This is a genomic window from Pseudarthrobacter sp. P1 (assembly GCF_050156935.1).
In the GTDB taxonomy this organism is placed as follows: Bacteria; Actinomycetota; Actinomycetes; order Actinomycetales; family Micrococcaceae; genus Specibacter.
Window position 1 is genome coordinate 2,343,366 of sequence record NZ_CP189584.1, and the last position, 20,454, is coordinate 2,363,819.

16 protein-coding genes and 2 tRNA genes are annotated in these 20,454 nt (G+C 68.6%); 3 read left to right on the forward strand and 15 right to left on the reverse strand.

The window, feature by feature from the left end; translation table 11 throughout:
• Positions 1–3 precede the first annotated feature (3 nt).
• Entirely contained in the window at positions 4–1,323 is a 1,320-nt protein-coding gene (locus ACQCSX_RS11065) for a M20/M25/M40 family metallo-hydrolase (protein ID WP_427015379.1), read from the forward strand.
• A gap of 99 nt (positions 1,324–1,422) precedes the next feature.
• The gene (locus tag ACQCSX_RS11070) at positions 1,423–2,649 is read left to right on the forward strand and encodes a PLP-dependent aminotransferase family protein (RefSeq protein ID WP_427015380.1); all 1,227 of its coding nucleotides are present in this window, start codon (positions 1,423–1,425) and stop codon (positions 2,647–2,649) included.
• Positions 2,650–2,731: 82 nt separating this feature from the next.
• Here ACQCSX_RS11070 and ACQCSX_RS11075 read toward each other — a convergent pair whose 3' ends face one another.
• The 5 genes from ACQCSX_RS11075 to ACQCSX_RS11095 form a co-directional block, all read right to left on the reverse strand.
• Positions 2,732–4,408 (reverse strand): amidohydrolase, encoded by a 1,677-nt coding sequence (locus tag ACQCSX_RS11075; protein WP_427015381.1) that lies wholly within the window; start codon positions 4,406–4,408, stop codon positions 2,732–2,734.
• Positions 4,409–4,454: 46 nt separating this feature from the next.
• Entirely contained in the window at positions 4,455–5,501 is a 1,047-nt protein-coding gene (locus tag ACQCSX_RS11080) for a C-terminal binding protein (RefSeq protein ID WP_427015382.1), read from the reverse strand.
• Between the two features lie 10 nt (positions 5,502–5,511).
• Positions 5,512–6,321: an amino acid ABC transporter ATP-binding protein gene (locus ACQCSX_RS11085; RefSeq protein WP_427015383.1), complete on the reverse strand. Its 810-nt coding sequence runs from the start codon at positions 6,319–6,321 to the stop codon at positions 5,512–5,514.
• Positions 6,318–7,052 (reverse strand): amino acid ABC transporter permease, encoded by a 735-nt coding sequence (locus ACQCSX_RS11090; RefSeq protein ID WP_427015384.1) that lies wholly within the window; start codon positions 7,050–7,052, stop codon positions 6,318–6,320. The genes ACQCSX_RS11085 and ACQCSX_RS11090 overlap by 4 nt, the downstream gene beginning before the upstream one ends.
• A 66-nt stretch (positions 7,053–7,118) precedes the next feature.
• The gene (locus ACQCSX_RS11095) at positions 7,119–7,982 is read right to left on the reverse strand and encodes a transporter substrate-binding domain-containing protein (protein WP_427015385.1); all 864 of its coding nucleotides are present in this window, start codon (positions 7,980–7,982) and stop codon (positions 7,119–7,121) included.
• Between the two features lie 287 nt (positions 7,983–8,269).
• On the opposite strand from ACQCSX_RS11095, the gene ACQCSX_RS11100 reads away from it, so the two are divergent.
• Complete coding sequence (locus tag ACQCSX_RS11100; RefSeq protein WP_427019028.1) at positions 8,270–9,181, forward strand: Lrp/AsnC family transcriptional regulator; 912 nt, start codon at positions 8,270–8,272, stop codon at positions 9,179–9,181.
• A 93-nt stretch (positions 9,182–9,274) separates the two neighbouring features.
• Here ACQCSX_RS11100 and ACQCSX_RS11105 read toward each other — a convergent pair whose 3' ends face one another.
• The 10 genes from ACQCSX_RS11105 to ACQCSX_RS11150 form a co-directional block, all read right to left on the reverse strand.
• Positions 9,275–9,925, reverse strand: coding sequence for an SDR family oxidoreductase (locus tag ACQCSX_RS11105; protein ID WP_427015386.1), 651 nt, complete (start codon positions 9,923–9,925; stop codon positions 9,275–9,277).
• Between the two features lie 130 nt (positions 9,926–10,055).
• A tRNA-Met gene (locus tag ACQCSX_RS11110) sits at positions 10,056–10,129 on the reverse strand.
• 62 nt (positions 10,130–10,191) lie between these two features.
• Positions 10,192–10,263 (reverse strand) — tRNA-Thr (locus ACQCSX_RS11115).
• 627 nt (positions 10,264–10,890) lie between these two features.
• Positions 10,891–12,933 carry a DEAD/DEAH box helicase gene (locus ACQCSX_RS11120; protein WP_427015387.1) on the reverse strand — a complete coding sequence of 681 codons (2,043 nt, stop codon included), beginning with the start codon at positions 12,931–12,933 and terminating at the stop codon, positions 10,891–10,893.
• 387 nt (positions 12,934–13,320) lie between these two features.
• On the reverse strand, positions 13,321–13,971 hold the full coding sequence (locus ACQCSX_RS11125) for an MOSC domain-containing protein (RefSeq protein ID WP_427015388.1): 651 nt from the start codon (positions 13,969–13,971) through the stop codon (positions 13,321–13,323).
• A 96-nt stretch (positions 13,972–14,067) separates the two neighbouring features.
• The gene (locus ACQCSX_RS11130; RefSeq protein WP_427015389.1) at positions 14,068–15,537 is read right to left on the reverse strand and encodes an MFS transporter; all 1,470 of its coding nucleotides are present in this window, start codon (positions 15,535–15,537) and stop codon (positions 14,068–14,070) included.
• Positions 15,534–16,154, reverse strand: a complete 621-nt coding sequence (locus ACQCSX_RS11135) for a PadR family transcriptional regulator (protein WP_427015390.1) — start codon at positions 16,152–16,154, stop codon at positions 15,534–15,536. Before ACQCSX_RS11135 ends, ACQCSX_RS11130 begins: the two co-directional genes overlap by 4 nt.
• A gap of 61 nt (positions 16,155–16,215) precedes the next feature.
• Entirely contained in the window at positions 16,216–16,893 is a 678-nt protein-coding gene (locus ACQCSX_RS11140) for a response regulator (RefSeq protein WP_427015391.1), read from the reverse strand.
• The gene (locus tag ACQCSX_RS11145) at positions 16,890–19,475 is read right to left on the reverse strand and encodes a DUF4118 domain-containing protein (protein WP_427015392.1); all 2,586 of its coding nucleotides are present in this window, start codon (positions 19,473–19,475) and stop codon (positions 16,890–16,892) included. The genes ACQCSX_RS11140 and ACQCSX_RS11145 overlap by 4 nt, the downstream gene beginning before the upstream one ends.
• 346 nt (positions 19,476–19,821) lie before the next feature.
• Complete coding sequence (locus ACQCSX_RS11150) at positions 19,822–20,445, reverse strand: potassium-transporting ATPase subunit C (protein ID WP_427015393.1); 624 nt, start codon at positions 20,443–20,445, stop codon at positions 19,822–19,824.
• Positions 20,446–20,454 lie beyond the last annotated feature (9 nt).

Sequence of the window (20,454 nt, forward strand, 5' to 3'; positions counted from 1 at the left end):
GCGATGGTGGACAACCACTCACCCATGGCCGAGGAGGCCGTGGAGTTCTGCAGTGATCTGATCAGGATTGATTCCACCAACACCGGCGATCCGGCGACCACCGGCGACGGCGAGTCCCGCTGCGCGGACTACATCAGGGCCTTGCTCGAGGACGCCGGCCTGGCCACCGAATGGTACGAAAAGGCGCCCGGGCGCGGAAACCTGGTGCTCCGGATCAGGGGCAGCAATCCCGCGCTCCCGGCGCTGCTGGTCCATGGCCACACCGACGTCGTGGCGGCCACCACCGGCGGCTGGACGGTGGACCCCTTTGCCGGGCTCATCAAGGACGGCTGCGTCTGGGGCCGCGGCGCGGTGGACATGAAGGACATGCTGGCCATGACCGTCGCCACTCTGCGCCAGATGGCCAGGGACTCCTTCACGCCCCAGCGCGACATCGTGGTGGCCTTTGTGGCCGATGAAGAGGTCGACGGCGGCCACGGCGCGCAGTTCCTGGTGGACGAGCATCCGGAGCTCTTCCGCGGCGTCTCCGAGGCCATCGGCGAAATCGGCGGATTCTCCCTCGAATTGGACCCGGACCGGCGCCTGTACCTGCTGGGCACCGCGGAAAAGGGCGTCGCCTGGGCCACGCTGTCCGCCGCCGGCACCACCGGCCACGGGTCCATCGTGCCCAATGCCGAGAACGCCGTCGCGCGCCTGGCCCAGGCCGTGGCCCGGATCGCCGCGCACGAGTGGCCCATCGTCTGGAGCGAGTCCATCACGGCACTGGTGGACGCCCTCGGGGACGCCATCGGCCGGCCGCTGGACACCTCCCGGATCGAGGCGGAGCTGGACGCCCTCGGGCCGCTGGCCGCCATGCTCTTGCCCGGGCTGCGGACCACCACCGCCCCCACCCAATTCCAGGCCGGCTACAAGACCAATGTGGTGCCCGGCGGCGCCACCGCCACGGTGGACTGCCGGATTGCCCCGGGCGCGGACGAGGCGTTCAAGGCCGCGTTTCTTCAGCTGGTGGGCCCGGGCATCGACGTCGCCTGGGAGGAGGCCCCCTCGCTGGAGGCGCCCGCCAACGCCGGGATCCTGGCCGGCATGCGGGCCGCCATCGCCGCCGTCGACCCCGGCGGCACGGGCATCCCCTTCGTCATCTCCGGTGCCACCGACGCCAAGGCGTTCACCCGGCTGGGCATCCACTGCTACGGCTTCTCACCCCTGCGGCTGCCCGCCGGCTACGACTTCGCGGCCATGTTCCACGGCATCGACGAGCGCGTACCCCTCGACGCGCTGCGCGCCGGCACCCGGATCCTGCACCGCTTCCTCACCTCCCAATAGCCCCACACCGCCCGTCTCACCACTCGACCCACCACCCACAACCGCCCGCACGGCCCGGCGCACCGACGCGCCGGCACAGGGCCCCGATGAAGGAATCACATGACAATGACCGCAGAACTCTCCCACGTCGCACGGATGGCCGACCGGGCCGCGGGGTTCCAGCCCTCCCCCGTGCGCGCCGTCTTTGACGTCTCCATGCAGCCCGGGATGATTTCCCTGGCCGGCGGCAACCCCTACCTCGCCGCCCTGCCGATGGAGAAGATTGCCGCCATGGTCGGCGACGTCGTCGCGGCGCGCGGGCTGGACGCCCTGCAGTACGGCTCCGGCGCCGGCACCGAGGAGCTGGCGGAACTGATCTGCCGCGTCATGGAGCTGGAGGGCATCTCCGCCTCGCCGGAAAACGTGCAGATCACCGCGGGCTCGCAGATGGGGCTGGAGCTGGTGACCAAGCTCTTCTGCAACCCCGGGGACGTGGTGATCGCCGAGGGCCCCACCTATGTGGGCGCCCTGGGCGTCTTCGAGGGCTTCCAGGCCGAGGTGGCCCACGTCGCCATGGACGAGGACGGCGTGGTGCCCGAGACGCTGCAGGCCACCATTTCCGCGCTCAAGGCGGCCGGAAAGACCATCAAGTTCTTCTATACGATCCCCAACTTCAACAACCCCTCCGGCATCAGCCTCTCGCTGGAGCGCCGCCAACAGGTGGTGGACATCTGCCGCGCCGAGGGCGTCGCCATCGTCGAAGACAACCCCTACGGCCTGCTCAGCTTCGACGGCGACCTCAAGCCGGCGCTGCACACCCTGGACCCGGACAACGTCTTCTACCTGGGCTCCTTCTCAAAGATCTTTGCCCCGGGCCTGCGCACCGGCTGGGTGGTGGCGCCCAAGGAGGTGCGCGGGCGGCTGCAGATCGCTTCCGAGGCCACCACCATCTGCCCCTCGGTGCTCAGCCAGATGGTGGTGGAGCAGTACATCACCGGCTTCGACTGGCGCGGCCAGATCGATACCTTCAGCGCGGTCTACGCCGCGCGCTGCCATGCCACCCTGGCCGCCCTGGCCGAGCACATGCCCGAGGGCACGCACTGGACCACCCCGACCGGCGGCTTCTTCACCTGGGTCACCCTCCCCGAGGGCTGCGACACGGACCAGGTGCTGGCCGTGGCCATCGAGGCCGGCGTCGTGTTCGTGCCGGGCAGCGCCTTCTACGCCGACGGCGGCGGCCGCAACCAGCTGCGCATCGCCTTTTCCTACGCCCCCGCTGACCAGCTCGCCGAGGGCGTGAAGCGCCTGGCCGAGGCCATCAAGGCGGCACTCGGGCAGGCGTCCTGATCCGGCCCTGAGGCCAAAGACCTGGCACACAGAAGGGCGGCTCCCCACCGGGGAGCCGCCCTTCCGTGTGCCGCTCGTTGTACTACTGGGCGCTGTAGGCCTGCACGCCGTTGACCCACGTCGCCAGCACGGAGATGGAGCTGATCTCGCCCTCCGGCGCCCGCAGCGGGTCGGCAGCCAGGAGCACGAAGTCGGCCAGCTTGCCGGCCTCCAGCGAACCCAGCTCCTGCTCGCGGCCCATGGCCCGGGCGCCGTTGATGGTGTGTGCCCGCAGCGCCGCGACGGCGTCGATCTTGAGACCGTCGCCGCCCAGCTGCACACCGGAACGGGTCTTGCGGGTGACGGAGGTCTGGATCGCCTCCAGCGGGCGGGGCTCGGCCACCGGGGCATCGGAGCTCATGGTGACCGGCACGGAGGCCGCCACAAACTCGCCCAGCGGGTTGAACCGCTCCCCCGGCGAGCCGATGGCATCCAGCACGCCGGGGCCCCAGTTGTAGTAGTGCTGCGGCTGGTTCACCGGCAGGATGCCCAGCTCGGCCATCTCCACGATCTGCGCGGGCGTCGGCAGGCCGCAGTGCTCGATCCGGTGCCGGTGGTCCGCGCGCGGGCTGGCCGCCACGGCCTCCTTGACGGCGTCGATCACCAGCTGGATCGCCGTCGGCGACTGCGCGTGGGTGGCCGTCTGCAGGCCGGCGCTGTGCGCCCGGGCCACCAGCGAGCGGTATTCGGCGGGCTCGTGGTAGAGCGAGCCGGTGCGGCAGGGATCGTCCCGGTAGCCCTCCGGGAAGTAGGCCGTCCAGCCGCCCAGGGTGCCGTCGGCGTAGAGCTTGATGCCGGCGAAGGAGAGCAGCGAGTCGCCAAACTTGTCCACCAGGCCCAGCTCCAGCACCTCCTCGAGCAGGCTCGAGAGGAAGTAGGCGTTGATGCGCGTGACCAGCTCGCCGCGCTCCACCAGGTCGAGGTAGGCGGAGAATTCGCGCCGGGTCACCTGGCAATCGCCAATGGTGGTGACGCCGTTGGCGAGGAAGTTGCGCTGGGCGTGCAGCAGCTGCGACCGGTGCTGGTCCTTGCTGTCGGCGAGGTGGAAGTTCGGACCGTGGTGGCCCAGCTTCACGCCGTCAGCTCCGGTGAGGATGTCGCAGGCGGCATCGGAGAGTTCGCCGGTCAGCGAACCCTGCGCATCGCGGAAGAACGTGCCGCCGTCCGGATTGGGGGTGGCGTCGGTGACGCCGGCCTGGGCCAGCGTGAAGGAGTTCACGACGCCGCCGTGGCCGCTGGCGTTCATCACGTAGACCTCGCGGTCGGTGGAGACGGTGTCCAGCTCATGGCGGGTGGGGTGGCGCTGCTCGGCCAGGTTGCGGTGCTCGTAGCCGTAGCCGCGGACGGGGGTTCCCGCCGGCAGCTGGGCCGCTGCGGCAGCCAGCAGGGACAGCATGGTGGGGATGTCCGGTGCCGCCTCGGGGCCGCAGTCGACCCAGGAGAGCAGCTGGCCGTACATCAGCGGATGGGCGTGCGGGTCGGTGAACCCGGGGACCATGGTGCGGCCCTGCAGGTCAATCTCCGCCACGGCGGCGGTGCTCAGCCGGGCGGCCTCGGCACGGCAGTGTGCCTGGGAGCCGACGGCGGCGATGCGGTTGCCGATCACCAGGATGGCCTCGGCCACCGAGTCCGCAGCATCAACCGTGCGGATGGTGCCGCCGAAGAACAGGGTGGCCGCCGGGGCGACGACGGAGGTTTGGTGGGAAGAACGGGTTGTCATGGCAATGGCCTTTGCAGCTAGGAAAGAGGGTGGTTCGGAGCGGCGGTCAGCCGGCCGGTTCCAACACGAACAGGGGCGTATCCGGCGTGCCGGTTGCCGCGTGCGAGAGGACATTCTGGGCCTGGACCCGGATGTACTCGGCGAGCGTGTGCTCGGACAGGAAACCCACGTGCGGGGTGATGAGGATGCGCGGGTGGCCCATCAGCGGGTGGTCCGCCGGGGCGGGCTCGACGTCGAGCACGTCCAGCGCGGCACCGCGCAGGTGGCCGGCGTCGATGGCGTCCCGCAGGGCCTCGTTGTCGACAAGCTGGCCGCGGCTGACGTTGACCAGGTAGCTGCCCGGGCGCATGGAACGAAGCGTTTCGGCGTTGATGAGGTGGTGGGTGTCCTCGGTCAACGGCACATGCAGCGAGACCACTGCCGAAGTGGTGAGAACTTCCTCGAGGCTGGTCCGCCGGATGCCGGCGTCCGCCAGCATGGCCCGGGTGTCCTCGGTGTCGGGCAGGAAGGGATCGTAGCCGATGACCTCGCCGAACATCCGGGAGGCCAGCTCGCCCAGCTTGGTGCCGATCCGGCCCAGTCCCACCAGGCCCAGGCGCTGCTGGCTCAGCCGGAACACGGCCGAGTCGGGGCGGGAGTTCCAGTCGCCGGCGGCCACACGCTCTTGGAAATAGGGGATCTCGCGGACCACGGCAAGCGCCAGGGCCAGCGCATGCGAGGCGACCTCCTCGGTGGCCACGCCGGGGAGGTTGGTCACCCAGATCCCCCGCGCCTTGGCGGCCTCGAGTTCGATGTTGTCAAAGCCCATGGACAGCAGGGCAATGATCTTCAGCCCCGGGATGGCATCCATGACCTCTGCCGTGATGGATGCGTACCCCACCAGGAGCGCCTCGGCGCCAGTGGCCTCGGCGGCGATGGTGGCCGGGTCCTGGGTGCCCAGGTAGCGGACCTCGTAGCCGTGCTGCTCCAGCAGGGCGATGCCGGAGGCGTGGTCGATGTCCTCCATGTCCGTATAGATAGCCAGGGGGCGGACGGGGCGCAGCGGGCGGATGCCCCCAACCGGGGACGCACGCGGGGTCGATCGCGGAGACACAGGGAGCTGGTTAGTGGACATGGCTGAGGAACTTCCTGGTGCGTTCGTGCTGGGGGTTGTCAAAGAATTCATCCGGAGAGGCCTGCTCCACGATGATGCCGCTGTCGAACAGCGTCACCTCGTCGGCCACGCGCCGGGCGAAGCGGACTTCGTGGGTCACCACGATCATGGTCATGCCGTCATTGGCCAGACCCTCCATCACGTCCAGCACCTCGCCCACCAGTTCGGGGTCAAGGGCGGAGGTGGGCTCGTCAAAGAGCAGGACCGTCGGGTTCAGCACCAGGGCCCGGGCGATGGCCACGCGCTGCTGCTGGCCGCCGGAGAGCTCGGACGGGTAGTGGCCGGCGCGGTGGCCGAGGCCCACGCGCTCCAGCATGGCCATGGCCTGGGCCTCGGCCTCCCTGTGCGGGACGTTCTGCACGCTGGTCAGGCCCAGCATCACGTTCTTGCAGGCCGACAGGTGCGGAAAGAGGTTGAACTTCTGGAACACCATGCCGATGTTCGCCCGTTCCTTGGCCAGCTCGCGCTCGGGCAGGGCTATCGTTGCCCCGCCGCGCTCGCGGACGCCGATCCGCCGTCCGCGCAGGCGGATGTCGCCGTCGTCGGCCGGTTCCAGCAGCGCCATCAGGCGCAACATGGTGGACTTGCCGGAGCCCGAGGGGCCCAGCACGGCCTTGACCTGGCCCTGGTGGATGTCGAACTCGACACCCTTGAGGACCTGCTGGTCCGAGTAGGCCTTGTGCAGGTTGCGCACCTGCAGGACGGGCTGGCTCTCGTTCCACACGGCACCGGGTGCGGGGGCGGTGATCTCGTTGGTCATGCCACCACTCCTTGGGCGACGGGTGCCGGTGTCGAGGGCTTCTTGGATTTTGTACGCGATGTCCATAGGAACTTCTTTTCCACGTAGCTCTGCAGCAGGGTCAGCAGGCTGACAATGATCAGGTAGTAGACGATGGCGGCGGCGTAGTACTCGGCGTAGCGGAAGGTGATGTTCACACCCACCTGTGCCGTGGTCAGCAGCTCCTGCAGGGAGATGACCGAGGCCAGCGAGGAGAACTTCACCAGGCCAATGAATTCGTTGCCGGCGGGGGGAAGCGCAATGCGCACCGCCTGGGGCAGCACCACCTTGGTCATCACCTTCCACGGAGACATGCCCAGTGCACGGCCGGCCAGGCCCTGGCCCTCGTCGATGCTGATCAGCGCCGAGCGGATGATCTCGGCCATGAAGGCTGCCTCGACGACGCCGAGGCCAATGAAGGCGGCGATGAACGGTGAGAACCAATCCTGGCGCAGCACCGGGAACAGCTGCGGCAGGGCGTTCCAGATGATCAGCAGCACCAACAGGGCGGGGATGGCCCGGAAGAACCAGATGTAGAGGCCGGAGACCCCCTGGAACGTCTTGTTCTTGGAGGTCCGGCCCAACGCCAGGAGAAACCCGAGGACGGTGGCCAGGATCAGCGCGAGGACGGCGACAGCCACGGAGAGGAACGCGCCGGTCATGTAGTCCGGGTTGATGAGCTGTTGGACAAAGATGCCGAGATCAAACTCCATCGGATCTTTCCTTATCTCTTGGGGAGGACGGGCGCCCGCAGCGGTGCGGGCGCCCGTCCACAATGGCTATTTGACGTCGACGATGGTGGCGTCGAGCTTGTTGTCCTGGGCGATCTTGGCCAGGGTGCCGTCGGCGTGCAGGGCCTTGAGTGCCTCGGCGATGGCCGGGGAGGTCTCCGAGCCCTTGCGGCTGAAGACGCCGAAGGTGGTGTCGGTGGCGAACACCTTCGGTGCGACTTCCAGCTTCCCCTGGTTCTGCGAGGCCATGTAGGCGGCCGCAACGTTGGTCTCGATGAGGGCGTCGGACTTGCCGTTGATCACGGCCAGGACGGTCTCGGCGGTCTTGGGGTATTCGGTGAGCTTGGGTTCCGGCTTGCCCGCGGCCTTGCACTCGTCCTTGAGCGTGGTGATGCGGGCGGCGTTGGAGGAGGCGCTCTGGGCGGCGACGGACTGCCCGCACAGGTCCAGCGGCTCCTTGATCTTCGCGGCGTTGCCGGGGCTGGCCAGGATGGACGGGCCGGCATTCATGACGGGTGCGGCGTCGGCCACGGCCAGGCGTGCCTCGCTCATGTAAAGCCCACCGAAGATGGCATCGCAGCGCTTGCTCTGCAGGCCCGGCATCAGGCCATCAAAGGTGGTGACCTCGAACTTGGCTTCCAGGCCCCAGTGTCCGGCCAGGGCGCGGGCGGCGTCGGCGTCGAAGCCGCTGATCGGACCACTGGAGCCATTGGCGTAGTACTCCAGCGGGGCGTACTCGGGGTCGATGCAGAGCGTGAGCTTGCCGGCGTTGACCAGGCCGGCAGGAGCCGCCGCCGCTGCGGCACCATTGCCGGCGGTGGTGGCGGATCCGGTGGAGGCAGTGGCGGAACAGCCACTCAGGAACAGGGCCGCGGTGGCAACGGCCATGGCGGTCTTGGTGAACTTGTGCATTGCAGGTCTCCAATGGGGAACGGTTCGCAGGAGCGCGAAGGATGTGGAGCTCGCCAGTGTGGCGCCGATCACTACAGTAGCCAGAATGCGACAGAAAGGGAAACAATTTTTCTGTCACTACTGCTTCTGACGCGTAATTTGCAGGCCTGTTACGACAAAACCATTCATAGTTGCGGTTCTGGCGCTCTACGATGGAGATATTGACAGCGAACCGGCCGGCCATGGCGCGCCCGGCGGTTGGGTCTGGATCCAGGGCACATTGACGGCAGGCGATTATTGTGAAGACCATGCACAACCTTGATGGCCGGCTGGTGCGCCTGCTGCAGACCGACGGCCGGGCGTCCTTCAGCGATCTCGCCAAGCAACTCGGCGTCACCCGCTCGGCGGTCACGGCCAGGTTCAATGAGCTTGCCGCGTCCGGTGAACTGCGCATCGTGGCCGCCATCCACCCGCGGGTGCTGGGCCTGAACGCCGTGGCCCACCTCTCCATCCAACTGCGCGGATCGGCCGAAGCCGTCCTGGCCAAGCTGGCCAGCCTCGACGGTGCCGTCTTCGCCTCGCTGACCACCGGCCACTATGGCATCATCACCGAGCTGCGGCTGCCCACCGTGGCCGAGCTCTACGAACAGGTGGATGCCATCCGCGCGACACCCGGCGTCGCCGCCGTCGACGTCCTCATGTACAAAGAGGTGGTGCGCAGCCTCTTCCTGGACAAGGAACCGCTCCAACAAGGACTGGAGCTGGACGGCGTGGACCTGCGGATCATGGGCGAACTGCAGAAGGACGGACGCCTGGGCTTCGAGGCGCTGGGCGAGTGCGTCGGCCTGTCCGCCAGTGCCGCCCGGACCCGGGTGCTGCGCCTGCTGGAATCCCGGGTCATGCAGATCGGCCCGATCCTCAGCCGGACGGGCTCATCGTGCTCCATGGCCTTCGGCTTCGGCATCACCACCGTCTCCGGCACGGAGGAAGCCGTCGAGTTCTTCTCCAACACCCCCGGCGTGGAGTTCATCGCCAGCTGCTTCGGCCGCCATGACCTCGTGGCCACGGTGGGCGTCAGCTCGCTGGATGAGCTCAACACCATCCTGGACCAGCTGCGGAACCTGGACTCGGTGGCCTCCGCCGATTCCTGGCTGCATCTGCGCATCCTGCAGGAGCGCTACGAGAAGCCGCTGGACAACCTGGTCGCCGCCAAGGCCTGAGGGGCCGCCTATCTCTCAGCTGTCCCGCACTTATGGTTCGCTTGGACGTCCAAGCGAGCGATAAGTGCGGGACAGTTGCCTATGTCTGGGGCGTCAGGGCCCGCCGAGGGCCTCGGCAATGGGCACCTCGCCGTCGGTGAACGCGATGGTCTTCCGGGAAGTTTCGGGGAGTTCCAGCACCGCCGCTGCAACCAATACCACAGAGGCGCGGGAGGTCCGGGTATCGGACCCCGAGGGAGACGGGTTGATGCGCCCGATGGACGGCTCATCGGTCAGGGCGCCGGGTGCGAGGATGGTCCAGTCCAGACCCGTGCCGCGCAGGTGCTCGTCGGCGGCCGCCTTGGACTGGGCATAGGCAAAGAACCCATGGCCCTCGGGGATGCCATGGTCCGCCCGCGCGCCCAGATAGGACACCATCACATAGCGCCGCACGCCCGCCGCTGCTGCCGCATCCATGGACCGGATGGCCGCGTCCCTGTCCACGGCATAGGTGCGCTCTGGGTTCCCGCCGCCGGCTCCTGCCGACCAGACGACGGCGTCGTGGCCGGCCATGGCCGCGGCCAGCTCGGTCTGGGTGGAGGTTTCAACATCCAGGACCAGCGGACGTGCGCCGGTTTCGGCCACGCGGTCGCTCTGCTCGTTCTTGCGGATCACGGAGGTGACCTGGTGCCCGGCCCCGCTGAGGATCCCTGCCAACTGGAGTGCGATCTTTCCGTGGCCGCCAATGATCAGGACTCGCTGCATGGGTGCTCCTCGGTGGTGCGGGTGGGCTTGGCGCCCACGTTAGCCCACGGCGCCGTCCGGAGACAGCCTTGCACCGACGCTTAAACGAAAAGCGGGCCGGAAGCTGGTGCTTCCGGCCCGCTCTTTTTTGTAGCGGCGGGGAGGCTCGATCTCCCGACCTCACGATTATGAGTCGTGCGCTCTAACCAACTGAGCTACGCCGCCATAAATGGGAATAGCCCGCGCCAGCCGGCCAAAACCGTCTTGACACGAGCCTACCCATTCAGAGCCCCCCACCGGAATCGATCCGGTGACCTCGTTCTTACCAAGAACGCGCTCTACCACTGAGCTAGGGGGGCAACGAGAAAATACTTTACCAGTGGTTTTGCCGGATGCGAAATCGGGGCCAGTCGGGGTCCCCTGGCAGGCCATAAACCCCGGAATTCCGCGGATTTTCGGCCGTCTCGGCGGGCCGCACAAGGGCGGGCGCACCGCACTTTCCGTCAAACTTTCCTTGTGACCTTGGCCACAATCGGCCATCGGTGGCGGCCGGTCTCCCGCTGCCGTTGTGGTCATGCGCCGCAGGTGCACAGGGGGCCGAAGACTCAAACGGCAACGGAAGACCCGAACCGCACCGCGCATGGTCCCGGCGCGGGCACTGCACGGTTGCAACGACGGCCCCGGACAGCCCGGGGAGGGCCGGAACCGCCGACTGCGCCCGCGATACCCCAGGGCCTCCCCACGGGGCCGTCCACAGCCTCCCTGGAGCCTTCCACTGCCTTCCTGGGGCGCCCTGCGGGATCCACACGGCCATCGGCTGGCCCGGCGTCGGCGGGTGGCGGGCGGCGCGCCAGGCCGTTTCCTGCCGCCGCTGCCCTGCGGGATCCCCAGGCAAGAAAAGAGGGGCCGTTCCAGTCTGCTGACTGGAACGGCCCCTCTTTAGCAATGCCTGTTTAGTTAGGCCTGAGGCTGGTGGACCCTAGGGCCTACCACTTGCCCTTGCGGTTGAAGTCCTTGGCGCCGATGCCGGCGCCTGCGTCCTTGCCGTGGCGGGGACGACGGTCGCCGCCGCCGGTGCCCGTGTGGCCCTGGCCGCGCTCGCCGCGGTCGTTGCTGTAGCCGCCACCCTGGTAGCCGCCGCGCTCGCCGCCACCCTGGTAGCCGCCGCGCTCGCCGCCACCCTGGTAGCCGCCGCGGTCGGAGCTGCCCTGGTAGCCGCCACGGTCGCCTTCGAACTTCTTCTTGAAGCCGCCCTGGCCGCGGTCGCCACGGTCCTCACGGCCGCGGAATCCGCCGCCACCGGTGCTGGCACCATCGGTGGCCGGACGGCGTCCGTTGTCCAGCTCGAGGTGGATGAGCTCGCCGCCGATGCGGGTCTTGCTCAGGGCGCGCCACTGGTCCTTGCTCAGCTCGGCCGGCAGCTCCACGAGGGTGTGGTCGGCACGGATGTCGATGCCACCGATCTGCGAGGAGGACAGGCCACCCTCGTTGGCGATGGCGCCCACGATGGAGCCGGGCATCACGCGCTGGCGACGGCCCACCGCAATGCGGTAGGTGGCGTTGCCCTCGGTGAGGGTGCGTGTCGGGCCACGGGAGCCGAAGCCGTCCTTGGCACGGTCCTTCTTCTGGAAGTCCGGTGCGGCCGGCAGGTCGTTGACCAGCAGCGGCTGTCCGCCCTGGGCCATGACGGCCAGGGCTGCGGCGATCTCCGAGGCGGGCACGTCGTGCTCCTGCTCGTAGCTGGCGATGAGGTCGCGGAACTTCGCGACGTCCTCGGACGCCAGGGTCTCGGTGATCCGCTCGGCGAACTTGCCCAGGCGCAGGGAGTTGATGGTCTCCGCGCTGGGCAGGTGCATCTGGTCCACCGGCTGGCGGGTGGCCTTCTCGATGGCGCGCAGCAGGTACTTCTCGCGCGGGGTCATGAACAGGATCGCGTCGCCGGAGCGGCCGGCGCGGCCCGTACGGCCGATGCGGTGCACATAGGACTCGGTGTCGTGCGGGATGTCGTAGTTGATGACGTGGGTGATGCGCTCCACGTCCAGGCCACGGGCGGCGACGTCGGTGGCCACCAGGATGTCGATCTTGCCCTCGCGCAGCGCCTCGATGGTGCGCTCGCGCTGCTGCTGCGGGATGTCACCGTTGATGGCGGCGGCTAGGAAACCGCGCGAGCGCAGCTTGTCGGCCAGGTCTTCGGTGGCCATCTTGGTGCGCACGAAGGCGATGACGCCGTCGAACTCTTCGACCTCAAGCACACGGGTCAGAGCGTCCATCTTGTGCGGGCCCATGACCTGCAGGAAGCGCTGGCGGGTGTTGGCGCCGGTGGTGGTCTTGGACTTGACCGTGACCTCGGCGGGGTTGTTCAGGTACTGCTTGGAGATGCGGCGGATCGCGCCGGGCATCGTCGCGGAGAACAGTGCCACCTGCTTGGTGTCAGGGGTCTTGGACAGGATCTGCTCGACGTCCTCGGCGAAGCCCATGCGCAGCATCTCGTCGGCCTCGTCCAGCACCAGATACTGGAGGTTGGACAGGTCCAGGGAGCCCTTGGACAGGTGGTCGATCACACGACCGGGCGTGCCGACAACAACCTGGGCGCCGCGGCGCAGGCCGGCCAGCTGCGGGCCGTAGGCGGATCCACCGTAGACCGGCAGGACGGAGAAGTCGGGCATGTGGGCCGCGTAGGAGGAGAATGCCTCGGCAACCTGCAGGGCCAGCTCGCGGGTGGGGGCCAGGACCAGGATCTGGGTGTCCTTGGTGGGGCCGTTGAGGTCCATCAGCTCGGCCATGCGGGACAGGGCCGGGATGGCGAACGCGGCGGTCTTGCCGGTACCGGTCTGCGCCAGGCCGACGACGTCGCGGCCTTCGAGCAGCAGCGGGATGGTGGCGGCCTGGATGGGCGAGGGCTTCTCGTAGCCGACGTCGCTCAGGGCAGCCAGGACACGGCCGTCGATGCCAAGGTCCGTGAAGAGAATCTGGGGCTCTTCGACGGTGGCGTCTTCGGTGATGTTTTCTTCGATGGTGTTTTCGGGCATGGAAACTAGTCCTCATTCATAGGGCCAAGCGGCGAGGGTGCCGCATTACAAAGAAATCCAGCCGCCAAAACCATCCCTGGCAGGACCTCTCGCCATAGCTGCGCGCCGCTTTCGCGGCCACGGGTGGCAGCCTTCGCTGACACCGTATGGCGTTTTCTTTGCCGGCGATCCCCTATGAACGTTCATGCCCGCCAATGATGTGCGGGCCCCATACACTTCAGGCTCCTGCCTCAAAAATTGGGCAGAAAAAAATAAAGGGAATACCGGAGTGGGGGATATTTAAATTGTAGGGCATACGCTACCCACCCGGTACCGCCCATGTCGATGGGGTGCCGTGAGTTTGGGCACACGCCGCCGAGCGGCGGGCCGGGTGGCTGCCGGGGACCGCTAGCTGTGTCCGCGCAAAACCCGCTCAAAGTAGGGCCAGTAGGACTCCGCGAGGTCAAGTTTGCCGGCCTCTGCAAGGCGCCACAGGGCGGTGACATCGTGCACCGTCGGAGCCGAAAAATATTTGCCGATGGTGATCCCATGCTCCGGCCGGTGCTCCACGGCGATGGTGTCCCCGGCCGCGATGGTGCCCTTGGCCAGCACCCGCAGATAGGTGCCCACCCGGCCGGCGTCGGTGAACCGCTTGACCCACCGCTCCTCCCCCATCCGGCGGCCAAACGTGGCGCAGGGAACCCGCGGCGCCGTCACCTCGAGCAGCACATCGGCCCCGATCCGCCAGCGTTCGCCGATCACGGCGCCGGTGGCCTCCACCCCATCGATGCGCAGGTTCTCGCCGAAGAGCCCGGGCGGAACCTCCCGGCCCAGCTCGGCGGCCCAGTAGTCGGCGTCGTCCTGCGAATAGGCGTAGACGGCCTGGTCGGGCCCGCCGTGATGCTTCCGGTCCGCCTGGACATCGGCATGGACGCCCAGCCGGCCCACCTTCACCGGCCCGTCCACGGCCCGTTTGTCGATGGCAGTGACGCCCACGTTCCCGGCGTCGGGAAGCAATTGGTGGACGCGGCAGACGGCAAGCACTTTCCCCAGTTCCATGGCACCCAATGTACGTCTTAAAAGCACATTGAGGCGTGGGCTGATGCCCTTTAGATCGTTCCAAAAGGGCATCAGCCCACGCCTCAACGAAGGTTGCTAGGCGGTTTCGAGCACCGGTTCCGCAGCGGAGAGCTCGGCCTCGGAGGCCCAGCGGGGCAGGAAACTGGCGGCGACGGCGGCCAGCACCATGCCGCCGGCCATGAGCCACATGGTGGAGGAGAAGCCCTCAATGAACACGGCCGACTTGCTGTGCGCGGTGCTGCCCTCCAGCCCGTTGAAGAACAGCGTGCCCACGATGGCTACGCCCAGCGCTCCGGAGAGCTGGCTGGTGGTGTTGAACAGCCCCGATGCGGCCCCGGCGGACTTCACCGGGACCTCTGACAGGACGAAGATGCCCACGGGCGCCACCACCATGCCGAAGCCGGCGCCGCTGAGCGCCAGCCCGGCGAGCAGGTGCCACGGCGTAACGCCTCCGCCGGCCGCCTGGACGGTGAAGATCAGCACCACAAAGCCAATGGCAATCACCAGCGGACCGAGCTGGAGCACCACGCGGCCAATCTTCTTGGCCAGAATGGCGGCGGACAGACCCGCCAGGATGGGCACCATCAGGGAGAACGGGATCATGGTCAGGCCCGCCCGCAGGATGGGATAGTCCAGGCCCAGCTGCAGGAACAGCGTCTGGATCAGGAAGAAGCCGTTCATCGGAATGAAGAACAGGAACATCATCACGATGCCCGCGGCAAAGGAGCGGCTCTTGAACAGCGACACCGGCACCAGCGGCTCTCCGCCGTGCTTCTCTTCGCGGTGCTGCAGCAGGACAAAGCCCACCAGCACCAGCAGCCCGGCCGCCATGCAGAGGTACGTCCACAGCGGCCAGCCTTCCTCGCGGCCCATGGTGAGCGGGTACAGGATGGCGAACATGCCCACGGCCAGGACCACGACGCCGGAGAGGTCCAGCTTGTGCCGCTTGGGCGCCACGGATTCCGGCACGAACTTCAGGGCGCAGATGACCGCGAAGATGCCCACGGGGATGTTGACGAAGAAGATCGTGCGCCAGCCCCAGCCAAAGAGGTTGGCGTCGGTCAGGATGGCGCCCAGGATGGGGCCGGAGACGGCGGCCACGCCGGCGAGGGCGGAAAAGCCGGCCATGGCGCCGGCACGCTCGGCCGGCTTGTACATGACCTGCAGGCTGGAGAGCACCTGCGGGATCATGGCAGCGGAGGCGAAGCCCTGCAAGGCGCGGGAGGCGATCAGCATCTCCGGGTTCATGGCCATGCCGCACAGCACCGAGGACAGGGTGAAGACCACCAGGCCGATGACAAAGAGCTTCTTGCGGCCGTAGATGTCGCCCAGCCGGGAGCCGGTGATCAGGCCGATGGCCAGGGCCAGCGTGTAGGAGGCCACCATCCACTGGAGTTCGGCGTTTTGGGCGTCCAGCGACGTCTCGATCTGGGGCAGGGCCACGTTGACAATGGTCGCGTCCAACAGCTCCATGAAGGAGGCCAGGAACAGTGAGATGAGCGCGATGGAACGTGCCCTGCCGGTGGGCACGGCGTGCGTTTTCATGATGAAAGGTCCTCGGGGTTGTGGGGATGGTGAATGGCGCCAAAGGCCGCCACTGACTCGTGGCTCCAGGCAATGGTGCCGTTGTCGAGATCGGCCAACAGGCCTGTGATCCAGCGCAACTCGGTGCGCCGCATTTCAAGAATGAGTTCGGTGTCCAGCAGGAACAGCCGCGGCAGCCAGTCCTTCACCTCGTCCATGCCCGCCTCAAGGCGGGCGACGTCGGCCGCAACGCTGGCGGCCCGCACCCGCAGGCACTGGGCCGTCTGCTCCGGCTCGATCATCGGCAGATGGGCCAGGGCCGCAGTGAATTCGGGGTAGTCCGGGCGCGGGGCGGTGAGCATCTCCCGCATCCAGGCCTGTGCGGCATCGCGGCCGGCGCTGGTGGCCTCGTAGACCGAGCGCTCGGGCCGCTGGCCCTCGCGGCTGGTTTCCATCAGCTGCACCAACCCGTCGCGGACAAGCCGGTCGATGGTGTTGTAGAGGCTGGCCCGCTGCGTGACGTTGATGACCTCGTCCTTGCCCCGCTCGGTGATCAGCTGCCGCATCCGGTACGGGTGCATGGGCGCCTCCACCAGCAGGGCGAGCACGGCGAGCGCGAGGGGGGATCGTTTGGACATGGATCCAGAGTAGTAGTCATTTTATGACTAATCAAGATTGACTAGATGTGGAATGGCCCACTCAGGGCTCGAAGCGGTACCCCATGCCGGCCTCGGTGAGCAGGTGCCGCGGCACGGCCGGGTCCGGCTCCAGCTTGCGCCGCAGCTGGGCCATGTAGACGCGCAGGTAGTGGGTCTCCCCGGCATAGGCCGGCCCCCAGACCTGGGTCAGGATCTGCTGCTGGCTGACCAGCCGGCGCGGGCTGCGGACCAGCACCTCCAGGATCTTCCACTCCGTGGGCGTCAGCCGGACATCCCCGTCCGCGCGGGTGACCCGCTTCTGTGCCAGGTCCACCACAAAGTCCGCGGTGGCCATGGTGGGCGCCTCTTCGGGGTTGCTGGTCGCCCGCCGGGAGGCCGCGCGCAGCCGGGCCAGAAGCTCGTCCAGGCCAAAGGGCTTGGTCACGTAATCGTCCGCCCCGGCGTCGAGCGCCAGCACCTTGTCCTCGGAGCCGTGCCGGGCCGAGAGCACGATGATGGGCACGGACGTCCAGCCGCGCAGCCCCTCGATCACCTGCACGCCGTCCATGTCCGGCAGGCCCAGGTCCAGCACCACCACATCCAGCGGGTGCTTCTGCGCGGCCAGCAGCGCCGAGGCGCCGTCGTGCGCGGCAATCACCTGGTACCCGTGGGCGTGCAGATTGATCTGCAGCGCGCGCAGGATCTGGGGTTCGTCGTCGACAATCAGGACCCAGCTCATACGTTCCTCCTTCGGCTCACGCCGGTTGAAATGGGCAGCCTGACCACCATGGTCAACCCGCCGCCGGGGGTTTGCTCGGCCTCGAGCACGCCGCCCATGGTCTCCATGAAGCCCTTGGCCACGGCCAGGCCCAGCCCGACGCCGGTGCCGCCCGCCGCGCCGTATGAGACGTCGTCGAGGCGCTGGAACGGCTGGAACATGGCGACGACGGCGTCGGCCGGCACGCCCCTGCCGCGGTCGATGATGCGCAGCTCGCTGGCCGGCTGGCCCTCGATCGTGGCCCAGCCGGCACCGCCGACCGCCCCGACAATGAGGATCTCCGAGTCCGGAGCGTACTTGAGCGCATTCTCGACAATGTTCGCCAGCACCCGCTCCAGCATGCCGGCGTCCGCATCCACGGGCGGCATGTTGGCCGGCAGCTGCAGCAGGACGCGCCCGGCCGGGACCCCGCGCAGGGCCTCGGGCAGGACATCGCGCCAGCTCACCGGCTCCAGCAGCGGGGTCACGGTGTCGGCGCTCAGCCGCGACATGTCCAGCAGGTTGCCCACCAGCCCGTCCAGCCGGTCCGAATAGTTCTCGATGGTGGCCAGCAGCTCCGCCTCCTCCTCGGGGGCGAACGTCACCTCGCTCTGGCGCAGGCTGCTCACCGCCAGCTTGATCCCCGCCAGCGGGGTGCGCAGATCGTGCGAGACGGCGCGCAGGACGGCGGTGCGCATCTTGTTGCCCTCCGCCAGGCGCACATTGGCCTTGCGGGACTCGCTGAGTTCATCGCGCTGCTCCATGGCCATCAGGTGCGCGCCGAACGCCCCCAGCAGCCGCCTGTCGCTGGCCGGCAGAGTCCGCCCGTTCAGGGCCAGCACCAGCGTGGCGGAGACCTCCTCCACGTTGTCGGCGTCGCCGGGTTCCGACGGCGGTGCCGACCCCACGCTGGCGGCCAGCGCCCAGCCGGACACCGGCACCCGGGCCGGGCCGCCGCCGTCGTCCGTGCGGGCGGACTCCCGGCGGAACAGTGCCACGGTGGACACCTGGAAGTATTCACGGACCTGCTCCAGGAACACCTGCACGGTGTCCGGGGAGGCCAGCACGCCGCGGGCCAGCTCGCTGAGCGTGGCGGCCTCGGCGCCGGCCACCGCCGCCTCCCGGGAGCGCCGGGCGGACCTGTCCACCACCACGGCCACGGCGGCGGAGACGGCCAGGAAGATGGCCAGGGCCAGCAGGTTCTGTGGATCGCTGATGGTCAGCGTCCCCACCGGATCCGCGGAAAAGAAGTTCAGCAGCAACGAGCTCCACGCGGCGGCCACGACGGCAGGCCACAACCCGCCCACCAGGGCCACGGCAATGGCTGCCGTGAACTGGATCAGCATGATGGTGGCAAAATTCGCGTTCTGCGAGTAGCCCAGCAGCCACTGGACCAGCGCCGGCAGCAGCACCGCCAGGGCAAAGCCGATGGCCACCCGGCGCCGGCCGAGCCTGCCGCGGACGGCCCCCGACACGCCGCGCCCGCCGAGCGGGTGGGAGACCATATGGACGTCGATGTCGCCGGAATCGCGCACCACCCGGGTGCCCACGCCCGCGCCGCGGAACAGCGCGCTGCGTGCCCGGCGGCGGGAGGTGCCCACCACCAGCTGGGTGGCATCGACGCTGCGGGCAAACGCCAGCAGCGCCTGGGCGGGATCGTCCCCGCCCACGGAGTGGTAGGTCCCGCCCAGGTCCGTGACCAGCTGGCGCTGCACCTCCAGCTCCTGCGGGGACTCCCCCGCCACGCCGTCCGAGCGCCGCACGTGCACGGCCAACAGCTCGCCGCCGCTGACCCGGCTGAGGATGCGTGCGGCCCGCCGGATCAGCACCTGCCCCTCCGGGCCACCCGTCAGCCCGACGACGACGCGCTCGCGGGTGGGCCAGCTGGCCTCGATGCCGTGCGTGGCCCGGTAGGCGGCCAGTCCCTCCTCCACCCGGTCGGCCAGCCACAGCAGGGCCAGTTCGCGCAGCGCCGTCAGGTTGCCCAGCCGGAAATAGTTGGCCAGCGCCGCATCCACCTTGTCCGGGGAATAGACCAGCCCGGCGCCCATCCGCTGGCGCAGCAGTTCCGGCGGGATGTCCACCAGTTCGATCTGGTCCGCCCGCCGCACCGCGTCGTCCGGGACGGTTTCCTGCTGGCGGACGCCGGTGATGCTGTGCACGACGTCGCCGAGGGAGGCCAGATGCTGGACGTTGACCGTGGACATGACGTCGATGCCGGCGGCCAGCAGCTCCTCGATGTCCTGCCAGCGCTTGGCGTGGCCGGTGCCGGGGATGTTGGAATGCGCGTACTCATCCACGAGGGCGACGGCGGGCTTGCGGGCCAGGACGGCGGCCACGTCCATCTCCTCGAACTGCGCGCCGCGGTAGTCCAGGGCCAGCGTGGGCACCTGCTCGAGCCCGTCGGCGAGCTTTCGTGTCGGCGCGCGGCCGTGGTCCAGGACGATCCCGACGACGACGTCGGTGCCGGCGGCCATGAGCGTTTGGCCGGCCTCCAGCATGGAGTAGGTTTTGCCGACGCCGGGGGCCGCGCCCAGGAAGATTCTCAAGATGCCGCGTGCCATGGGTTGATTCTCTCAGTACTTGTCTCTTGCGCTGCCTACACCCTGCTTATGCCCCGGCCGCGGCTGAGCTGGGAGGCTTCCCGGCGCTTAGACACGGTCCGGGAGCGTCGTTCGCTCGCGGGGCGAGCTTCCGCCGCGCCCGGCCGCGATGCGCGCCTATGGAAGCCTCCCAGCTCAGCAACTCGACTCAGGGCGTCTGTTCGGTTCGCGACGGTGGTTCGCACTGCCGCTGTGGCCGGGGCAACAGCCCGTGGCGGGTCCGGCACAGGGGGCTGGCGGCCGGGGTGCCGTCGGGCTTCTCATTGGCTGTCTTTCTCGCGACCCCCATCGAACGATGCGGTGGCAGCTATTTCCCCAGGGCGGCAATTGCGGCGTTGAGGGTGGTGGTGTTGACGGCGGGCTGGCCGAGGAAGGATTCCAGGGGGCCGGTGGTGTTTTGGCTGACCAGCTCCCTGACCTGGGCCTCGCTGATCCCGTTGGCCTTGGCCACGCGGGGAGCCTGCAGGGCGGCGTAGGCCGGGGAGATGTCCGGGTCCAGGCCGGAGCCGCTGGCCGTCACGGCATCAATGGGCACAGCCACCGGGTCCACGTTTTCGCGGGCGGCCACCTCGGCACGGTTCGTGGCGATGGCCTCGGCCAGCGCCGGGGAGTTGGGGCCCAGGTTGCTGGCGGAGGAGGACGCCGGATCCCAGGCCACGGCGGACGGGCGGGGGTGGAAGAATTTCTCCCCGTCCACGGGCTGGGCCAGCAGCGCGGAGCCGACGGCGCGCGCGCCGGAGCCGCCGCCGTCGGACACCCCGGCTGCTGCCACCCCGGCGGAGACCTCGCGGATGATGGAACCGTTCGCCTGGGCCGGCGCCACCACCTGGCCGGCGCCGAAGACGGCCAGCGGATAGAGGACGCCCAGGACGAGGGTGGCCAGGAGCAGGAAGCGCACGGCGGTGAGCAGTTGGCGCAGATAGGAAGTCATGGCGATCAG